General features: G+C 64.1%; 18 protein-coding genes and 1 rRNA gene. 14 read left to right on the plus strand and 5 right to left on the minus strand.

Annotation, left to right across the window (positions count from 1 at the left end; all coding sequences use genetic code 11):
• Nucleotides 1-177: 177 nt before the first annotated feature.
• A 16S ribosomal RNA gene (locus OHQ90_RS31250) occupies nt 178-1694 on the minus strand.
• Between the two features lie 648 nt (nt 1695-2342).
• Between OHQ90_RS31250 and OHQ90_RS31255 the strand changes: the two genes are divergently transcribed.
• Nucleotides 2343-2954, plus strand: a complete 612-nt coding sequence (locus tag OHQ90_RS31255; RefSeq protein ID WP_328403615.1) for a hypothetical protein — start codon at nt 2343-2345, stop codon at nt 2952-2954.
• Nucleotides 2955-3025: 71 nt separating this feature from the next.
• On the opposite strand, the gene OHQ90_RS31260 is transcribed toward OHQ90_RS31255, so the two are convergent.
• Both OHQ90_RS31260 and OHQ90_RS31265 read right to left on the minus strand, forming a co-directional pair.
• Complete coding sequence (locus tag OHQ90_RS31260; protein ID WP_328403617.1) at nt 3026-3676, minus strand: TetR/AcrR family transcriptional regulator; 651 nt, start codon at nt 3674-3676, stop codon at nt 3026-3028.
• Nucleotides 3677-3680: 4 nt separating this feature from the next.
• Nucleotides 3681-4289: a TetR/AcrR family transcriptional regulator gene (locus OHQ90_RS31265; RefSeq protein WP_328403619.1), complete on the minus strand. Its 609-nt coding sequence runs from the start codon at nt 4287-4289 to the stop codon at nt 3681-3683.
• Nucleotides 4290-4768: 479 nt separating this feature from the next.
• Between OHQ90_RS31265 and OHQ90_RS31270 the strand changes: the two genes are divergently transcribed.
• The 13 genes from OHQ90_RS31270 (at nt 4769) to OHQ90_RS31330 (ending at nt 16012) form a co-directional block, all read left to right on the plus strand.
• Nucleotides 4769-5596, plus strand: a complete 828-nt coding sequence (locus tag OHQ90_RS31270; protein WP_442941509.1) for an MlaE family ABC transporter permease — start codon at nt 4769-4771, stop codon at nt 5594-5596.
• Entirely contained in the window at nt 5596-6462 is an 867-nt protein-coding gene (locus OHQ90_RS31275) for an ABC transporter permease (protein WP_328403623.1), read from the plus strand. Before OHQ90_RS31270 ends, OHQ90_RS31275 begins: the two co-directional genes overlap by 1 nt.
• A 5-nt stretch (nt 6463-6467) precedes the next feature.
• Complete coding sequence (locus tag OHQ90_RS31280; protein ID WP_328403625.1) at nt 6468-7520, plus strand: MlaD family protein; 1053 nt, start codon at nt 6468-6470, stop codon at nt 7518-7520.
• Nucleotides 7517-8536 carry an MlaD family protein gene (locus OHQ90_RS31285; RefSeq protein ID WP_328403627.1) on the plus strand — a complete coding sequence of 340 codons (1020 nt, stop codon included), beginning with the start codon at nt 7517-7519 and terminating at the stop codon, nt 8534-8536. Before OHQ90_RS31280 ends, OHQ90_RS31285 begins: the two co-directional genes overlap by 4 nt.
• Nucleotides 8524-9552 carry an MlaD family protein gene (locus tag OHQ90_RS31290; RefSeq protein ID WP_328403629.1) on the plus strand — a complete coding sequence of 343 codons (1029 nt, stop codon included), beginning with the start codon at nt 8524-8526 and terminating at the stop codon, nt 9550-9552. The genes OHQ90_RS31285 and OHQ90_RS31290 overlap by 13 nt, the downstream gene beginning before the upstream one ends.
• Before the next feature lie 2 nt (nt 9553-9554).
• A complete protein-coding gene (locus tag OHQ90_RS31295; protein ID WP_328403631.1) occupies nt 9555-10652 on the plus strand; it encodes an MlaD family protein in 1098 nt (365 codons plus the stop codon).
• The gene (locus OHQ90_RS31300) at nt 10649-11722 is read left to right on the plus strand and encodes an MlaD family protein (RefSeq protein WP_328403633.1); all 1074 of its coding nucleotides are present in this window, start codon (nt 10649-10651) and stop codon (nt 11720-11722) included. The genes OHQ90_RS31295 and OHQ90_RS31300 overlap by 4 nt, the downstream gene beginning before the upstream one ends.
• Complete coding sequence (locus OHQ90_RS31305) at nt 11719-12705, plus strand: MlaD family protein (RefSeq protein WP_328403635.1); 987 nt, start codon at nt 11719-11721, stop codon at nt 12703-12705. The genes OHQ90_RS31300 and OHQ90_RS31305 overlap by 4 nt, the downstream gene beginning before the upstream one ends.
• Nucleotides 12706-12743: 38 nt before the next feature.
• Nucleotides 12744-13340 (plus strand): hypothetical protein, encoded by a 597-nt coding sequence (locus tag OHQ90_RS31310; RefSeq protein ID WP_328403637.1) that lies wholly within the window; start codon nt 12744-12746, stop codon nt 13338-13340.
• A 184-nt stretch (nt 13341-13524) separates the two neighbouring features.
• On the plus strand, nt 13525-13809 hold the full coding sequence (locus OHQ90_RS31315; protein ID WP_328413215.1) for an ArsR/SmtB family transcription factor: 285 nt from the start codon (nt 13525-13527) through the stop codon (nt 13807-13809).
• A gap of 2 nt (nt 13810-13811) precedes the next feature.
• Nucleotides 13812-14201, plus strand: a complete 390-nt coding sequence (locus OHQ90_RS31320; protein WP_328413216.1) for a VOC family protein — start codon at nt 13812-13814, stop codon at nt 14199-14201.
• 122 nt (nt 14202-14323) lie between these two features.
• Nucleotides 14324-14974 carry a class I SAM-dependent methyltransferase gene (locus OHQ90_RS31325; protein ID WP_328403639.1) on the plus strand — a complete coding sequence of 217 codons (651 nt, stop codon included), beginning with the start codon at nt 14324-14326 and terminating at the stop codon, nt 14972-14974.
• A gap of 375 nt (nt 14975-15349) precedes the next feature.
• Complete coding sequence (locus OHQ90_RS31330; RefSeq protein ID WP_328403641.1) at nt 15350-16012, plus strand: histone deacetylase; 663 nt, start codon at nt 15350-15352, stop codon at nt 16010-16012.
• 73 nt (nt 16013-16085) lie between these two features.
• Here the strand turns inward: OHQ90_RS31330 and OHQ90_RS31335 are convergent, their stop codons facing one another.
• Together OHQ90_RS31335 and OHQ90_RS31340 are read right to left on the minus strand one after the other, a co-directional pair.
• Nucleotides 16086-17036 carry an alpha/beta hydrolase gene (locus OHQ90_RS31335; RefSeq protein ID WP_328403643.1) on the minus strand — a complete coding sequence of 317 codons (951 nt, stop codon included), beginning with the start codon at nt 17034-17036 and terminating at the stop codon, nt 16086-16088.
• 435 nt (nt 17037-17471) lie between these two features.
• On the minus strand, nt 17472-18617 hold the full coding sequence (locus OHQ90_RS31340) for an acyl-CoA dehydrogenase family protein (RefSeq protein ID WP_328403645.1): 1146 nt from the start codon (nt 18615-18617) through the stop codon (nt 17472-17474).
• Between the last annotated feature and the right edge of the window lie 224 nt (nt 18618-18841).

Below are 18841 nucleotides of genomic sequence, written 5' to 3' on the forward strand. Positions count from 1 at the left end.
ACAGTGTGTCGATATATTCACCGCGACCAACCACTTGAGGATTGACCGAATGCGATAAAACTTGCCAGCGTTCCACCCATGAGCGTCCGCCGGAAAACGTATGTTTCCGAAACGGTCTCTGGCATCAACGTTTACCATCCCCGACTCTTCGGGGTGCGATGCAGAAGTGCTCCTTAGAAAGGAGGTGATCCAGCCGCACCTTCCGGTACGGCTACCTTGTTACGACTTCGTCCCAATCGCCAATCCCACCTTCGACGGCTCCCTCCACAAGGGTTAGGCCACCGGCTTCGGGTGTTACCGACTTTCATGACGTGACGGGCGGTGTGTACAAGGCCCGGGAACGTATTCACCGCAGCGTTGCTGATCTGCGATTACTAGCGACTCCAACTTCACGGGGTCGAGTTGCAGACCCCGATCCGAACTGAGACCGGCTTTAAGGGATTCGCTCCACCTCACGGTATCGCAGCCCTCTGTACCGGCCATTGTAGCATGTGTGAAGCCCTGGACATAAGGGGCATGATGACTTGACGTCGTCCCCACCTTCCTCCGAGTTGACCCCGGCAGTCTCTCACGAGTCCCCGCCATTACGCGCTGGCAACATAAGATAAGGGTTGCGCTCGTTGCGGGACTTAACCCAACATCTCACGACACGAGCTGACGACAGCCATGCACCACCTGTACACCGACCACAAGGGGGCCTACATCTCTGCAGGTTTCCGGTGTATGTCAAACCCAGGTAAGGTTCTTCGCGTTGCATCGAATTAATCCACATGCTCCGCCGCTTGTGCGGGCCCCCGTCAATTCCTTTGAGTTTTAGCCTTGCGGCCGTACTCCCCAGGCGGGGTACTTAATGCGTTAGCTACGGCACGGATCCCGTGGAAGGAAACCCACACCTAGTACCCACCGTTTACGGCGTGGACTACCAGGGTATCTAATCCTGTTCGCTACCCACGCTTTCGCTTCTCAGCGTCAGTTACTTCCCAGAGACCCGCCTTCGCCACCGGTGTTCCTCCTGATATCTGCGCATTTCACCGCTACACCAGGAATTCCAGTCTCCCCTGAAGTACTCAAGTCTGCCCGTATCGCCTGCAAGCTCACAGTTGAGCTGTGAGTTTTCACAGACGACGCGACAAACCGCCTACAAGCTCTTTACGCCCAGTAATTCCGGACAACGCTCGCACCCTACGTATTACCGCGGCTGCTGGCACGTAGTTGGCCGGTGCTTCTTCTACAGGTACCGTCACTTGCGCTTCGTCCCTGTCGAAAGAGGTTTACAACCCGAAGGCCGTCATCCCTCACGCGGCGTCGCTGCATCAGGCTTTCGCCCATTGTGCAATATTCCCCACTGCTGCCTCCCGTAGGAGTCTGGGCCGTGTCTCAGTCCCAGTGTGGCCGGTCACCCTCTCAGGTCGGCTACCCGTCGTCGCCTTGGTAGGCCGTTACCCCACCAACAAGCTGATAGGCCGCGGGCCCATCTCGCACCGATAAATCTTTCCACCAAAAACCATGCAGCTCTTGGTCATATCCGGTATTAGACCCAGTTTCCCAGGCTTATCCCGAAGTGCGAGGCAGATCACCCACGTGTTACTCACCCGTTCGCCGCTCGTGTACCCCGAAGGGCCTTACCGCTCGACTTGCATGTGTTAAGCACGCCGCCAGCGTTCGTCCTGAGCCAGGATCAAACTCTCCGTTGAAGACTCTCAACCACACCCCCAAAGGGATGCAATCAGAAGAATAACTAGAGTCCGAAAACCTAGCAAAACAAAACGCCAGCAAAAAGATTTGCTGACTAAATGTCCAACCCTACAACCGGGGGGTATGTAAGGCCGGAACCAATTAAATAATTGGCACTGACATTCATCGACACACTATTGAGTTCTCAAAGAACACACGCACACACCATCGCCCAGATTTACTCTGATTGATCGGTGAGGCACTTGTTCAAGCTTAGCTCAGCGTTGAACCCGAAACAAATCGGGATCTCGGTCGAGCCGGGTGGTCAGGCGCTCCTCGTCCTACCTCGTTTCCCAGGCCCTCCGCTCAGCGTTTCCGCTGGGCTTCTCGGCTCCGGGTCGGTGTCCGTGTCGCTCTGACTTGGAGAACATTACGTGACGCTTTGGCGAATATGCAAATCGCCTGATTACCGGGGGTTTTGCGGCATGAATGGCCGATGCGGGCCGAGTTCCCCCGGCCGCGGACGCATCGCCATCACCGCTTCACCTCCATGGCAACGATCGTGGGACTCGGATTGATGCCGAAATCGGAGGGAACGGCGCCTGCATCGATTCGAATAGCGGCCGACCGCGAACAGCGCGCTCGGCAGGCTGGCCGCCCTCGGGTTCGTGGAGGCCCGCCGCGGACTCGGCAATATCGTCCGCGATATCTACCTCTACGGCGGAATCGATACCGCGCACTACTTTTTCCGGCACTCCAGGCAGCTGCCAGAGCGCGCCGCCAAGATCTTCGCCGACATCATCGATGTCGATCACCTATTGCTCATGCAGACCATCCGCACCGTGGCCGCAGACCCGCGCCGCTACGACCTGACCGCACTGGCGCGCGCGGTGGACCGGTTCGAGCTGCTCGTCAGCGCCGGGCGGGCAGGAGTCAGCGAGATCATGGAGGCCGAGCTGCACATGTTGCGCGTCGGCTTCGCCGCGGTCGGACAGAGCGCGTTTCTCAACCTGTTCAATTCCGTCGGCGACATCCTCATCGCCACACCCGAAGCGGGTGCGGCCTTCTACGAACCGCTGAAACCCGAGGGTCATGTGCGGGTTGCCCGGCAACTGCTCGCACTGTGGCAGTCGGATGCCACGGTCGAGGACGCGGCGATCGACATGGTCGACACCCTGATCCGGGCGTATCACGATCAGGTCATCGAACATTTTCGGCAACTCGTCGCGGCTGCTGCCGCCGCGCAGCCACGAGCCGAGGTGTCCGCAGTGACGCCGTGACCTCACGGCTGGGTGCATCGCAAGCTCCCGAGGTTCCTGGGCAGCAGCCGGTGAGAACGACTGATCCGGCGTCAGGACTCCTGAAAGAGCACCAAATCGAACTGCGCGAGAATCCGGTCGACGTCGAACCGGTCGGGTTCGTCGAGAACAAGCCGCGCAGCGGTCTGGATCAATCCTTGGATCAGCTGCACCAGCACATCGAGGTCGACCTCGTCGGCGTCCGGCCGGCCGGTCAGCCAGGCGCCGAGCACTCGATGCAGCGGGCCCCGCGGTTGGTCGTGCGCCTGCACGACGCGTTCCCGCAGGGTCGAGGGCACGCCGCTGAGAGGGAAGTAGACCAGCCGCCAGGTCTCCGGCATGGCCCGCACCTCGGCCAGGAATCGAACGAGCGCTGCCGCCAGCACATCCCGGGGGTCGGCGCCCGACCTGATCGAACCGTCGACCTCCGACATCGCCCGCACGACAGCCTCCCGCATCCGGGTGGTCTCCCGCTCGACGAGATCGGCGAGTAGTTCGTCGCGGCTACCGAACGAGTCGTACACCACCGGCCGGGTCACCCCACCTCGCTCCGCCACTGCCGCGACACTGACATCGGCGAATCCGTTCTCGGCAACGATATTCAGCGCGACGTCGAGCAGCTGTTCACGTCGATCCGCGGGTTGCAGGCGCTTGGCGTAGCGCCGGCGGGCCGGCGGGCCGACCGCCCGCTTCACTTGTGCCACCGCACTATCCCTTCTCGATTCCGGTGCCAGCGACCATCCGGCGTGCCATCCAGCGCATGGTCTTGGACAACGCCGCACGCTTGTCGCGTCCGTCCTCGGACACGATGATCCGAGCCGCCGTCTCACTCACACTGATGGAGGCATGACTCATCATCTCGGTGTCGAGTTCCCGATCGGCCAGTGCCGCGATCACGGCGAACAGCAACTCGCTGCGAGCCCGAATCGCATTGCGCGCCTGCGTGACCCGCTCGTGCATCGCGGGCGGCAGACCGTCGCCCGGCATCAGGACGAACTGCCAGGTTTCCGGTGCGGCGAGCACCTGATCGAGAAAGATATCGACGGCGTCCGTTCCGAGGACTGCCACGTCGATAGTCGACAGATCGGCGTCTTCGGCAAGTTCGGGTGTCGCGGCGGCCGCCATGGCCAGCACCCGTTCCTCCTCACGAGCCAACAGCGCCGCGAACAACTCGTCGCGGTCACCGAACTCGGCATAGAGGGCGGGCCGGGTGACGCCTGCCGCACGCGCGACGGCATGCATGCTCGCGCTCGCGTACCCCGCCCGCACGATGAGTCCCCGTGCCGCGTCGAGGATGCCCTCGCGTCGGGTTGTCATCAGCTCACCCCGTGTCGTCGGTTGCCGTTGCCTCACGATCGTGGCCAGTGGACCGTCGCGCCAGTGTACGCGGCATGTTTGCCCGGTATTCCTGCATCGAGAAGTCGGCGCGATCGGTGTAGCACCACAACGACATCCGAGATCTTGCGACGACGCGGACGGTTATCGAACTTACCTGGTTGCGCTTCGGCCCAGGGGCGAAATTGATACCGTTGTATTCACTACTCCGCAGTGTTAGCGTCGTCGCGAGCAGTGCATGGCATCGATCACATTCGGGGGTACGTCGTGAGCACGCTCATAGTCGTCGGTGATCGCTCTGATACGAGCTGTCGGAAACCGTCAACACTGTGACGCGTGACGTCATGGGCACCGTCGCCCGCGAAACCTAGCGTTGGGGAAGGCCTCCAGATCGCCGCGGCTGCGGTCCACGGCGGGGGGTCGATGGAGGACTATCGATGGAATCCGAAGCGCCGATTGCAATGAAGGGCGGGCCGACGGCGGCACGGATCGCGCGTAAGAACGTCACCGACACGACACTGTCGAGTCTGCGGACGTTCGGGCGGGTGGTCGACCTGGGACTGGAGTCGACGCGGGGCGCGGCCTCCGACATCATCGCGCGGCGATTCCAGTGGCCCGAAATGCTGCGTCAGGCTTGGTATCTGGTCACCGTGACCGCGATCCCCGCCGTGCTGATGGCGGTGCCGTTCGGTGTCGTGGTTTCCGTGCAGGTAGGCAATCTGATCCATCAGTTGGGCGCCGACTCGCTGATCGGCGCGGCGGGTGGCCTCGGGGTGATCCAGCAGGGTGCCCCGATCGCAACGGGCCTGTTGCTCGGCGGCGCGGGTGCTTCGGCGATTGCCGCCGATCTCGGCGCGCGTACGGTCCGCGAGGAGATCGATGCGTTGCGGACAATGGGCATCAATCCCGTACACCGACTGGTGATTCCGCGTGTCTCGGCGATGCTGCTCGTCGCGCCGCTGCTGAACATCCTGATCATCTTCGTCGGCATCGTCGCCGGTTACGCGGTCGCGATCGGCGCGCAGAACGTCACCCCTGGCAGCTACTGGGCGACCTTCGGCTCCTTCACGGTGCTCACCGACGTGTGGATTTCGCTGCTGAAGTCGATGCTGTTCGGGTTCATCGTCGTCATCGTCGCCTGCCAACGCGGTCTCGAGGCCAGCGGCGGACCGCGCGGCGTCGCCGACGGCGTCAATGCGGCCGTCGTGCTGTCGGTGGCATCGATCATCGTGGTGAACTTGGTGATCACCCAGGTCGTCGGGATGTTCCTGCCGCTGCGGGTGGCATAATGACTGCTACTCCCTACGTACCCAGGGGCTTTCGCTCGGTCAGCCGCCTCGTGCGCAACCACGGCCGGGTGTTGACGCCGTTGGAAAGTGCCGGGTTCGCGCTCGGCTTCGTATTGCAGGCGCTGGCTGCGATTCCGCTGACGCTACGCCGCTATCGCGCCGAGACCATGCGCACCATCACCGATATGACGTGGGGCCGCGGCTCGGTCGTCGTCGGTGGCGGCACGGTGCCCATGCTGGTGGTGCTCGGTATCGCGATGGGCGCCGGGGTCGGCATCCAGTCGTTCACCACGCTCGATCTGATCGGCCTCGGCCCGGCCACCGGTGTGGTGTCCGCGTTCGCGAATACCCGTGAGCTGGCGCCGATTGCGGCCGCGGTCGGGTTCGCGGCCCAAGCCGGCTGCCGGATGACAGCCGAGATCGGGTCTATGCGGATCGCCGAGGAGATCGATGCGATCGAATCCCTTGGACTGCGCTCGATTCCGTTTGTGGTGACCACCCGGGTCATCGCAGGCGCGATGGCGATCGTGCCGACGTTCCTCATCGCCCTGATTCTGAGCTACCTGGCCTGCGACACTGTGGTGGTATTGCTGCACGGCCAGGCGGGCGGGGTCTACGACCACTATTTCTTCCAGTTCACCAGCGGCTACGACGTGCTCGCCGCGGTGATCAAGATCCTGGTGTTCGGCATCGCGGTCATCCTGATCCATTGCTACTACGGGTTTTTTGCCTCCGGCGGCCCGGAAGGCGTCGGTATCGCCTCAGGCCGGGCAGTGCGCGCGAGCTTCGTCGCGATCATCGCGCTGGATATGTTGCTGACCCTGCTGCTGTGGGGCGTCAACTCCTCGATCGAATTCCCGGGGTGAGCCGAATGCCGAATTACGGATTGCCCGGGGTCACCATGGGGCGGCGCAGTTCTCAGGTGCTCGGTGCGGCCGCGCTGGCTGCGACCGTCGCGATGGCAGCGGCTTGGACCGAGTACCACAACGCCCCCGACGACACGCGCATGCAGATCCAGCTACGCACCGAGCACATCGGCGAAGGCGTCATCGAGGGCACCTCGGTGCGCCTCGACGGCGTGGACGTCGGCAAGATCACCGACATCGCGAGCATCGGCACTGGCCGCCAGCTGATCACCCTGGACCTGGACCGATCCCAAACGGCCTGTCTCACCGAAGATCTCGCGATCGACTACGCACCGCAGAATCTCTTCGGCATCAGCACCGTCGCGCTGAAACGGGCCGAGGGCGGCGCGCCGCTACGGCCAGGAGCGGTCATCGATCTTGCGGGCGCCAACGCGCACCGCGTGGCCGACGCGACCATGGGCCGACTGCTGCGGGCACTCACCGAGACCTCCACCGAGGTCTTCACTCCCGAATTCGCCGAGGTGCTCCGGACATTCAGCGGTGACCTGCAGGCCTTCACTCCGATGTTGGAAGCCGTCGTCATGCTGAGCCGGGCGGTCGCCGACACTCAGCGGTACCCTTCCTCGTTCCTGATCGACCAATTCGCGAGGTTCTACGACGGATTGGGGTCGTTCACCTCGGCCACTTTCAAACTCCTGAAAGCCGTGCTGGACATCGAGGTGTTCCAGAACGACCGGCAAAAATTCGATGCGACCATCGGCATGCTCGTCGACGACGCGTTCCCGGACATCGGCGCCATCGGAAATGTTGCCAGACAACATTTCTCGAGCTACACCGACATGCTCGCGCCCCTCATCGCAGCCATCGCCGCGACGGTGCCGCACCCGGCGCGCTCGCATGCCGAACTCACCGAACTGATCGAACGACTCGACCGCATATTCGCCGACACCCCGAACGGTCCGACCCTCAACGCATCGGTCACCCTGCGCAGTGTCCCCGGACTCTCGGTGCCGCTGCTCGGTCAGGCCGGATTCGCCGCACCGGGAGGAACGCGATGACACCGACGTCGACCTTCTCGATCGCATGGAAGCTCGGTCTGTTCGCCACGGCGATGATCACCCTGCTCGCCATGATCGCGGCGGCCATTATTCGGCCCATCAGCGGCGATACCGACAGCTACCGAGCCGATTTCACCGATGCCAGCGGCTTGAAGACCGGTGATGATGTCCGCATGTTCGGGGTCGCAGTCGGCAAGGTTGCGGAAATCTCGCTGGTGCAGGGCCGCGCGCGGGTCGAATTCACGGTGCACAGCGACCGGCCCCTCTACGACGCGAGTTCCCTTGCCATCCGGTACCAGTCACTGACCGGACAGCGCTACATCGACATCCGCCAGCCCGAGCATCCGACCCCGAAGCAGGCGTCGGCCGGCATCATCGGGACCGATCGCACCATCGGATCCTTCGACATCACCCAGCTTTTCAACGGACTGCAACCGGTCCTGCAGGAGTTCTCTCCCGGTGCGCTCAACCAGTTCACGGAGAGCGTGCTCGCGGTGATCGAGGGCAATGGTTCGGGGATCGGGCCCGCCCTCGACGCGATCGAAAAGCTCAGCGCCTACGTGACCGATCGGCAGACGGTGATCTCCACCATCGTGGCGAACCTCGAGTCGATCTCCACCAGGATCGGCGGCAAGTCACCGCATCTGATCACCCTGCTGCACGGGTTGACCAACGTGTTCACCGCCTTTCAGGAGAAGCTCGACGGCCTGATCGACTTCGCGAGCGTCGCACCGTCCGCGCTGGGCCCGCTCAACAGCCTGCTTGCCACCCTGGGTTTCACCGAGACGACCAACCCACATCTCGAACGCGACCTGCGCCTGCTGTTTCCGGACCCGGACACCGCGTTGGACCAGCTCGGCAAGTTACCCGGCCTGCTGCAGTCGCTGTCGACGCTGGTGCCCGCCAGCGGGTCCGCGGTCCATGTCGACCTCACCTGCTCGAAAGGCAATGCCGAGGTGCCGTCCATGGTCGCGGTGTTGATCGCCGGGCAAAGGATTGCGATATGCAAGAACTGACCATCGGGCTGCCCAGGCGTCGAGGCCACGACCGGCACGAGGCCACCAAGAATCGCCGCGAACTGCGCCTCGGGGTGATCGGCGCGAGCCTGATCGTTATCGCGCTCGCCGCGACCGCTGTCCTCTATGTGTTGCCGCTGGGGAAGAACACCTACACCGCGTACCTGTCGGAGGCACAGTCGATCCGGGTGGGCAATCAGATACGGGTCGCGGGGATTTCGGTCGGCACGGTTTCCTCGCTGGAGCTGCAGCCGGACCGGGTGCGGATGACGTTCACCGTAAATCGGGATGTCTTCGTCGGGGACGCAACTACTTTGGAGATCAGGATGCTCACGGTTGTCGGCGGCCACTACGTCGCCATGATTCCCGCCGGGACGAGGCCGCTGGGCAGCAAGCCGATCCCACCCGAACGGGTTACATTGCCCTACAGCCTGGTTCGGACGCTTCAGGATGCCGCGAAACCGGTGGCCGAGGTGAACGGCAGCACGCTGCGCGAGAACCTGACCGCGGTGCAGACCTCCCTCGACCGGAGTCCCGACGGGTTGCGCCGGATAGGCGCCACCATGCAGTCGTTCGTGACGATCCTCGACAAGCAGAACGCCGAGGTGTCACAGGCGCTGATCGTCACCGACGAGTTCCTGACCGCGATCAACGGCAACCGGTCGCTCGTGGGACAGTTCGTCCGCAAGATCGGCCTGCTCGAGGTGCAAGGCCTCGACAAAAAAGCGGAGATCACCGAAGCGTTGCGGATCGCCGCTGAACTGTTGTCCAGAATCGCGGCATTGGAACCGTCTTGGCGCGAACAACTTCAGCCGATGGTCGACAAGCTCACGGCGACGCTGCCCGCGTTGCGTGAGCTCGTCGGGAAACTCGACGGCGCACTCGGCACCCTGCGCACCGCCCGCGACCGGCTGCAGACCGCGGTGACCCCACAGGACGGCATCGGCGTCGACCAGTCCGCGGACACGATATTCGCACCTGCCGTCTGCGTCCCGGTGCCGGGAAAGGGGTGCTGATCGTGCAACGCCTGCTCGCCTCGCCGGGTTTCGTCACCGTGATCGGCGGCGTCCTCGTCGCAATCCTCTCCGTTGTCGGCTATTTTGTCGCTTTCCGTCCGCTGGACAAGACCATCGGCTACTGCGCGATCCTGCCCGATGCCGTCGGCCTCTACCCCAGCAACCACGTGACCATGCTCGGCATGCCGGTCGGTACCGTGACGGCGCTCTCGCCCGACGGTGCCGGCGTCCGTGTCGAATTCGAGGTAGACGCCGATCACCCGCTCACCGGGCAGGTCATCGCGACAACGGTCGCCGACACTCTCCTCGCCGATCGCAATCTCGCGGTGCTCGGCGAACCCGGTGCACCCGATTGGAACCGAAACACCTGCGTGACAAGGACATTCACACCGAAGAGCATGACAGAAACCCTGGCGGCCTTCTCGGCGTTGGCCGACCAGCTCGGCGGCAACGGCGACCCCGCGGAGCGCAGCCGGATCCGTGACACTGTCGCCGCCTTCCAGCGTGCCACCTCCGGGACAGGGCCGAAGATGAATGCCCTGATCCAGGATCTCGGCACCGCACTGCGCGCACCGGATGCCGCCATCGGCCATATCGGTGCGCTGCTCGACGCGCTCGGCGAACTCTCGACCAGCATCTCGGTCAATTGGCAGGACATCAAGACGACGCTGCTGAATGCCGGACCCGGCATCGCCTTCGTCAACGAGGTCTGGCAACAGGTCATCCAGATCGTCGACTCACTCCTGGTCGACTTTCCGATGTTCAACGACATCGCCCGCAAGTACGGCCGCGAAATACTCGGCGGCATCGATGATCTGGCCCCATACCTGCGGCTGCTCGGCGCGGGCGTCGGATCACTGAAGCAGGTCATCGATATGATCCCGGCCCTGGTCGGGGCATTCCAGCGCGCGATCGACCCGGAGACCGGCGAGGTCCGGCTCACCTACGCCGCGCCGAAAGTCGCGCTGCCACAAGCGGATGCCGATCAGATCTGCGCTGCGGTCAACACGGTGACACCCGGCCGATGCAAGACATCGGACAACGGCCTTGCCGGTGTCGACCTGGCCGCAATCGTGCTCGGATCGGTGGGTGCCCGATGAAAAGGCGGACAGTGGTGCGGCGCACCGGTTCCTGGCTTGCCGGCACGCTCACAGCGGGGATGCTGGTCAGCGGCTGCGGTTTCGATCCCTCGTCGGTGCCGGTGCCGGGCGCATCCGTGTCCGGCCCGACCTATCAGGTCCGGATCGAGTTCGCGAACGCACTGAACCTGCCCAAGCAGGCCAAGGTGGTGGCCAATGGCGCGCAGATCGGCACACTGAGCACCGTGACCGTTGTCGATCCTTCGACACAGCATCCCGGACGCATCGACGCGATCGTCGAGATCTCCGAGTCGGTGCGGCTGCCGACCACCACCACCGCGCAGCTGCGGCAGAACACCATCCTCGGTGACATCTACATCGGACTCACCACTCCCCCGACAGATTTCGCCGAGACCCTGCCGCCGGGCGGCACGATTCCGCTACCGCAGACCCGCCCCGCACTGCAGATCGAGGACCTGATGGCAGGCATGTCGACCTTCATCGGCGGCGGTGCGCTGCACAGCGTGCAGGAGATCATCAACCGGAGCAATGCCGTGCTGCCGGAGCGACCAGCAGACACGGCCCGGATATTCGAGACGCTCGGCCGCGACACCCAGGACGTGGCCGATAGTCTGGACAGTGTCGGCCGATTCCTCGACGCCATCCAGCAGGATGTGACGGCGGTGCAGGACAATAGGGAAGAGCTCGACGTCCTGCTGTCCGAACGCGGCGCGCGTGACATCCCGGTCTTCGCGAATTCCCTGGTGCTGACCCTCGGCGTTGTCGGCGCCCTCGGCATCGTCGGGCACGCGGTGGTCTGGCTCGGCCCCCTCCTGCAGGAGGGTGACGCCGCGGCCGAGGCCTTCGTGCCGATGCTGCTGGCCGCCAACCCACTCGACCTGTCCGCGCCCGCCAATCTGAATCGGCTGGTGGCCTTGCTGCGCGACAAAGTCATCCCGTTCGCCGAACGCGGGCCGACGGTGAACCTGACCCGCATCGCGGCGGAGACCGGTGCGGCAAGCCCCATGTCCACCGACGACCAGGTCGACCGGATCGTCGCCACGCTGCGGATGATCGGAGTGGTCCGGTGAAGCTCTCCTCGGTCAAACCCGGCTCGATGGCATCCCTGGGCGCTATCGCCGCGATCCTCCTTGTCGGCAGCACCTACCTTTCCCTCGGGGTGGTGCGGGTCGGTTGGCTGAACGAGTACACCGAGGCGACCATGGTGCTGACCGATTCCGGCGGTCTGCTGCCGCGCTCCAAGGTGCTGCTGTCGGGCATCGAGGTCGGCACGGTGACCTCGGTGTCGCACACCGGGACCACGGTTTCGGTGCGGTTCCGCGTCGACGACAGATACCGAATTCCGAGCTCGAGCATGGCCCGCATCGAAACACTGTCCGGACTCGGCGAACCGTATCTCGACTTCCGCCCCGCCAGCGGTGACGGACCATACCTGCGCGACGGACAGATCGTGGATGCCGCCGAGGTCACGGTGCCGATCTCGATCCCGGAGGTAGCACAGACCGCCACCCGGCTGCTCAACCAGCTGGATCCGCAGGCGATGGCCGCCATCATCCCGACCTTCACCGAGGGGCTGGCGGGCACCGAAACCGTCATCCCGCAACTGTCCCGCGCGACCGACCTGCTGGCCGCGACACTGCTGGTTCGCTCTGATGTCATCCGCCAGATGCTCATAGCGTTCCAAGCCAACGCGAACGATATGGCGTGGTCGGGGCCCGCGCTGACCGATGCCTCTGGACCATGGGCCGCCTTCGGTCCTCGGGTCAGCGAGGTGGCGGCCGCGATCGCGCGGGTCATCCGAAAGGGCAACGTCCCAGCCGATTACGTCATCGACACCCCGGAGACCGTCGGACTCGTCCCGTTCCTACGTCAGCTGGCCGAACGGATCAATGCCATCGGACCGGACCTGGCGACGATGATCCCGATGCTGCAACCGCTGATCCCGCTCGCGACGAATGCGGTGCGGCCACTCGACATCGGCAGCCTCATCACCCAGGCGCTCGATACCACCAGCCCCGACGGGACGCTGAATCTTCAACTCACCGTCAAATAGCGCCAACGCAGTCCGACAACCGATCATTCGGAGCCGAAATGAACGTCGACACCACCAAGACCGCCGACGCCGAGACAACCGAGGTGGTCGCGTCGAAAACCGATACCGCACCGCGGTCTATTTCACTGCCGATCACCACGGTGGTATGGGCGGCGGCCACCACTGCCTTGACGATCCTCGCCGTCACGCTCGCCGGCTTCCTCTTCGCGGCACGCGGCGACCTCGCCGACCGTGACCGGGTGGCCGCCGACAACCGCCACGCCGAGCAGATCGCCACCGACTACGCCGTCGGCGCCGCCACCGTCAATTACGCCGAGTTCGCCTCCTGGGTCGGCCGGCTCAAGCAGAACACCGCACCCGCCCTTGCCAACAAGTTCGATGCGACCGCACCGAAGTTGCAAGAGCTGCTCACCCCGTTGAAGTGGGCATCGACCGGCAGCCCGATCACGGCCAAGATCCTGTCCGAGCGCGACGGCGTCTACCGGGTGACAGTCTTCGTCACCGTCAGCTCCACGAACGCACAGAACCCGGCCGGGGCGCAGACCACGGTCACCTACAACGTCACCGTCGACCGCGGCTCCGACTGGAAGATCACCGATGTCGGTGGCCTGGACGGCGCGCTCTCGGTCAAGTAGTACGACCCTCTCGTCGTCCCCACGGACGCTGTCTGGCACAGTGCCGAAAAGAGCATCGTCGCAGGCGATTCGACGGGTGGCAGCCTGGCTGTGCGGCTCGCATTCGCGGCGCGCCCATCCCCGGCGGCCTTGCCGAGACCTTTGACAGGCAAGTAAATACTTGCCTATGCTGACGAGCGTGAGCATTGTTGCCGAGCCCGGCGACGTCTTCAAGGCGCTGGCCGACCCGACCCGCCGAGCGATCCTCGACGAACTGGCCGACCGCGACGGCCAGACGCTGTTCGAGATCTGCAGCAGGCTCACCATGAAGCACCGACTCGCTTCATCCCGGCAGGCCGTCTCACAGCACCTCGACGTGCTGGAAGCCGCCGGCCTGATCAGCACCCGCCGGGACGGCCGATACAAGTTCCACCACCTGAATCGTGAGCCCCTGCGGCACCTCACAGACCACTGGCTCCAGGAGGAATGATGATCCGAATCAACGTGACCAGCGTCTTGGTCGACGATCAGGCCAAGGCTCTGCGCTTCTACACCGACGTGCTCGGCTTCACGAAGAAGACCGACATCCCACTCGGCGAGGCCCGCTGGCTGACCGTGGTGTCGCCACAGGATCCGGAGGGCGTCGAGCTGCTGCTCGAGCCCGACGGCCACCCCGCGGCGGGCCCGTTCAAGAAGGCTCTCGTCGAGGACGGCATCCCGTTCACCTCGTTTGCCGTCGACGACGTGCGCGCCGAATACGATCGGCTGCGCGCTCTCGGCGTCCGGTTCACACAGGAGCCGTTGGACCACGGGCCCGTAATCGTCGCGGTTCTCGATGACACCTGCGGCAATCTCATCCAGATCGCACAGCGGACGAACTGAGCTCCACCCCGAATTCCGAGAGATAGCGCGGCGATGCCGAAGTCGAGCAGCGGCGACAATCAGATTCCCAACGTGTCTCAGACAATCTAGTCTGGAGTTGACACTTACTGAAGGGGAGGTTGATGTCTGCCATGCAACAAGCGACTGCGCGCGCGTTCAACGGGTTGGTGACCCAGGGCTGGAACAGGGCCGCGCGCCTGTACAACACGCCGATCCTGCAGCGGCTCGCCTACCGACCGCCGCAGGACGAGATCATTGCCCAGCTGGCGCTCAGCCGGGCCCAGCGAATCGCCGATGTCGGTTGCGGCACCGGCATTTTGGCTGCGCGGATCGCGGCGGATCTGGCGCCGGAAGCGGTCTATGGCTGCGATGCCTCGGCAGGGATGTCGAAGCAGGCCAGATCTCGCTCGGACCGCGTCGAGTGGCGCCATCGCCAGGCCGAAGACCTCGGGTTCCCCGATGCCGCCCTCGATGCAGTGGTGTCCACACACGCCTTCCACTTCTTCGCTCACCAGGCCGCCCTAGCCGAATTCCATCGAATTCTGATACCCGGCGGCCTACTTGCGATCGTGCTGAACAACCCCACCACCCGATTTGCCCGAGCATTGCAGCCCGCACCGATGCAGGACCTCGCCTACTTTCCAGCGCCCAGCGAGATGCGCGCGCTGATCGAAGCGGCCGGGTTCACCGTCACCGAGCAGCGGGCGGTGCAACGTTATCCAATTCCGCCCGCGCTTGTGCCGGACGTTTTGACGGTTGCGCGCCGCGGCTGAGCTACCTGGGCGCGCTCGTGTTGGATCCGTCAGTCCTACGCCACCACTGAGCCACCCGACCGCTCTCACCGATGCCCGTCAACCGCACACCACCGCCCAACCACCCGACCGCCCATGCCGGTATCCACCGGTTGCTCATCTTGGCCGTCGACCGGTCACGCACCACCGCTTGCTCACGTCATCCGCCAACTGCACACCACAGCTGAGCCACTCAACCGCTCAAACCGACATCCACCGACCGCACACACCGGTTGCGGAGCAGCCAACCCTGCGAGATACCGTCGACCTTCCGCCACCCCGCGCTCGGCGGCTGATCTGTCCCCGATATCGCGTTGCTCCGCCGTGGACCTGGCCGCAGTGCCTATCGTCGAGGTGATGCCTGGCAACGATTCTTTCCACACGGCAGGCCGATCCGACGACGGGACTAGCCTGGTCTGGTACGCGGCCTACGGATCGAACATGCATCTGCCGCGGTTACGGTGCTACCTCGCGGGTGGCACCCCCGAAGGTGGCGCCCTGGTCCTCCCCGGCTGCCGCAACCCTGCCGACCCGGCACGTTCCGTTCCGGTCATACTGCGCGGCCAACTGTATTTCGCCACCGAATCACTGGTCTGGACCGGCGGCCGAGCATTCTACGACCCCGACAGACCCGGCGCGATGGCCGTCCGTGCCCACCTGATCACCGCCGCCCAGTTCTCCGATATCGCCGCGCAGGAGATGTACCGCGAACCAGGCGCCGACCTCGACCTGACCCAAGCAATCACCACCGGTCGCAGCACACTCGGCCCCGGCCGCTACGAAACATTGGTCTGTGTAGGCACTCATGACGGCTACCCCCTCCTCACGCTCACCGCCCCTTGGCATTTCGCCGACCTCCCCGGCAATCCGCCTGCGGCCGCCTATCTCCTTCATCTAGCCGCCGGTCTGGCCGATTCGCACGCATGGACCACCGAACAGATCGCCGCCTACCTGGTGACATGCCCAGGCGTAGACATCGGCTGGACGGCTGACTCCATCGCCGCCTTACTAACCTCATGAAACCTTCGAAACCGCACTCGGTTGACGTGGTGAGCTCATCTCGATTGCGGACTTACCCGCCCTGGCAGACATCTCACGAACCGAGTGCACGAGCCAAATGCGGCCACGAATCATGCAGGTCTGTTTCAAACTGTCCCCAGGTGTGCGAGCCCTCCGGGCGATTGACATGCACCGCAGGCAGACCGAGCTCGGCGAGCCTGCCGGCAAAGGCCGCCGTGCACGAGCTCGCAATCGCCTCGATCGGCGGGAAGGGCAGCCCGCCTTCATCGATCGCGCCGGGAGTACCGGTAGCTGCCGAAAGGTAGATGGTCTTTCCGGCGAGAGCGCCCGCGTTGGCGAACGCGTCGTGCGCACGCCAGACCGTTTGACCGAGGGCGCCCCACATGTTGACCGGATTGCCGCCACCACGCCCTACCTGCGCGGTGATCATCGCCACCCCGAGCGGATCCGCAGCCCAAGGACACCCGCTGTAGGCGGCCACGGCGCTGTACACCGTGGGCGCTTGGATCGCGAGATCGACCGCGGAGGCCGCACTCATCGACACTCCCGCTATGGCGTTCCGTCCGGTGCTGCCGAGTTTCCTGTCGAGACCCGAGGGCAGTTCCTGCGTGAGGTACGTCTGCCACCGGTTGCGGCCGACCGCCGGGTCGTCGGTGAGCCAGTCGGTGTACATGCTGTAGGCGCCCCCGACCGGCATCACCACATTGACATGCTTGCCGGCAAAGAACTCTCGGACATCCGTGTCGTCCCACCACGAGATCCCATCCACACCGCCCCCGAGCCCCGTGAGCAAATACAGGGTGGGGGCCGAGCCGCCCACAGCCCGAATCACCCTGTTGCTCACCACACGATCCATCGATGGCGAGTAGACGTCCATCCTGGATACGGAGCCGTCCAGAGGAATATCGTCGACCACATGTGCTCCGCCCGGGGCCGCCGCGGCAGAGGAAGCGGACAGGCCGAAAACGGAGACAGCGGTGACCAGCGCGCTGACGAGTAGCACCAAATGCCTTGAAGCCCTCATGTTTCCGTTGTACCCGAGATTTGCAGTACATAACCCCGGTGCGCCCTGAGCAGCCAGTGGCCAAGCCTCAGCGGCGACCACGACGTCGGTGTTCGGGGTCCAGAGCAGCGAGCACCCATCCGCGCAGCGGCTGCACTACCTGCCCCACACGTGTGTCGCGTTCATGCGCAGTGCTTTCGAGAGCCGACGGGCGATCGCGGCAGAGCGGGGTACCCACATCTGCAAGTTGCCAGGGAGTCGGAGGTAGGCCTGCTACGAGCACGGACGTCACGCCTGAACCAGAGGTCGACCGCACCGACCCAGGTACCCTCGAACGTCCGCCGGCAAACCCCTGTATATACCCGGTTCGCCGACGCAGCTCAGCCTGATCCAAACATATGGACTCCCGTCGACGGCTGACATGTGGCGCCGACGGGAGTCCGAAACCGCTTGTCGTCAGGACAGTTTCAGCGACCGTCCGATGATTTCTTTCATGATCTCGGTTGTCCCACCGTAGATCGTCTGAACGCGAGCGTCCATGTACGCCTTGGCAATCGGGTATTCCTTCATGTAGCCGTAGCCACCGTGCAGTTGGAGGCAGCGGTCGATCAGGTCGACCTGCTCCTCGGTGCTCCACCACTTCGCCATGGCGGCGTCCTCGACGGAGAGCTTGCCCACGTTGAGGTCCTCGATGAAACGGTCGACGAGGACGCGGACGGCGGTGGTTTTGGTGGCCAGTTCGGCCAGCACGAAGCGGGTGTTCTGGAGGGCGCCGATGGGTTTGCCGAAAGCTTTGCGGTCGCGGACATACTGAATGGTCATGTCCAGGCAGGCTTCCATTGCGGCGGCTGCCATGACGGCGATGGAGAGGCGCTCCTGGGGCAGGTTTTGCATGAGGTGGATGAAGCCCATGCCTTCGGTGCCGAGGAGGTTTTTGCCGGGGACGCGGACGTCGGTGAAGCTCAGTTCGGCGGTGTCTTGGGCTTTGAGACCCAGCTTGTCGAGGTTGGCACCGCGTTCGAAGCCGGGCATACCGCGTTCGACAACGAGAAGACTGAAGCCCATGGCGCCCTTGTCGGGGTCGGTTTGGGCTACGACGATGACGATGTCGGAGTTGATGCCGTTGGTGATGAAGGTCTTGGCGCCGTTGAGGATCCAGTCGTCGCCGTCACGGACCGCGCGGGTTTTGATGCCCTGGAGGTCGGAGCCCGTGCCGGGTTCGGTCATGGCGATGGCGGTGATGATTTCGCCGGAACAGAAGCCGGGGAGCCAGCGCTGTTTCTGCTCGTCGTTGGCGAGCTCCGAGAGGTAGGGAGCGATGACGTCGTTGTGGAGGGCGAAGCCGAGGCCGGAGTATTGGCCGCGGACGGATTCCTCGGCAACGATCGCGTTGTAGCGGAAGTCCTTGACGCCGCCGCCACCGTACTCCTCGGGCATGGCCATGCCGAGGAATCCCTGCTTACCTGCCTCGAGCCAGACGCCGCGATCGACGATGCCCTGCTCTTCCCACTTCGCATGATTCGGCGCGACGTGCTGATCGAGAAACTTGCGGAACGACTCCCGGAACAGTTCATGTTCGGGTTCGAACAATGTGCGCTCCACACCAACCTCCTAGTGACCACAGCGGCCGGTCCACACCGACCCGTTGTTGCTACATACGGTACCCGGAAAGAGAATGCCAGTTCACTTCGCATCCGAAATTTATTGCCTTACCTGGTCCAGTGGCGATGATTTCCGCAGCAGATCGAGATTCCCGGCAAACGCCGCGTCCCGAGCGGCAAGGCTCGACCACGGCGAGAACCGACAAACCGTCGAATGGCGCGACC

The organism is Nocardia sp. NBC_00403, assembly GCF_036046055.1.
Taxonomy (GTDB): Bacteria; Actinomycetota; Actinomycetes; order Mycobacteriales; family Mycobacteriaceae; genus Nocardia.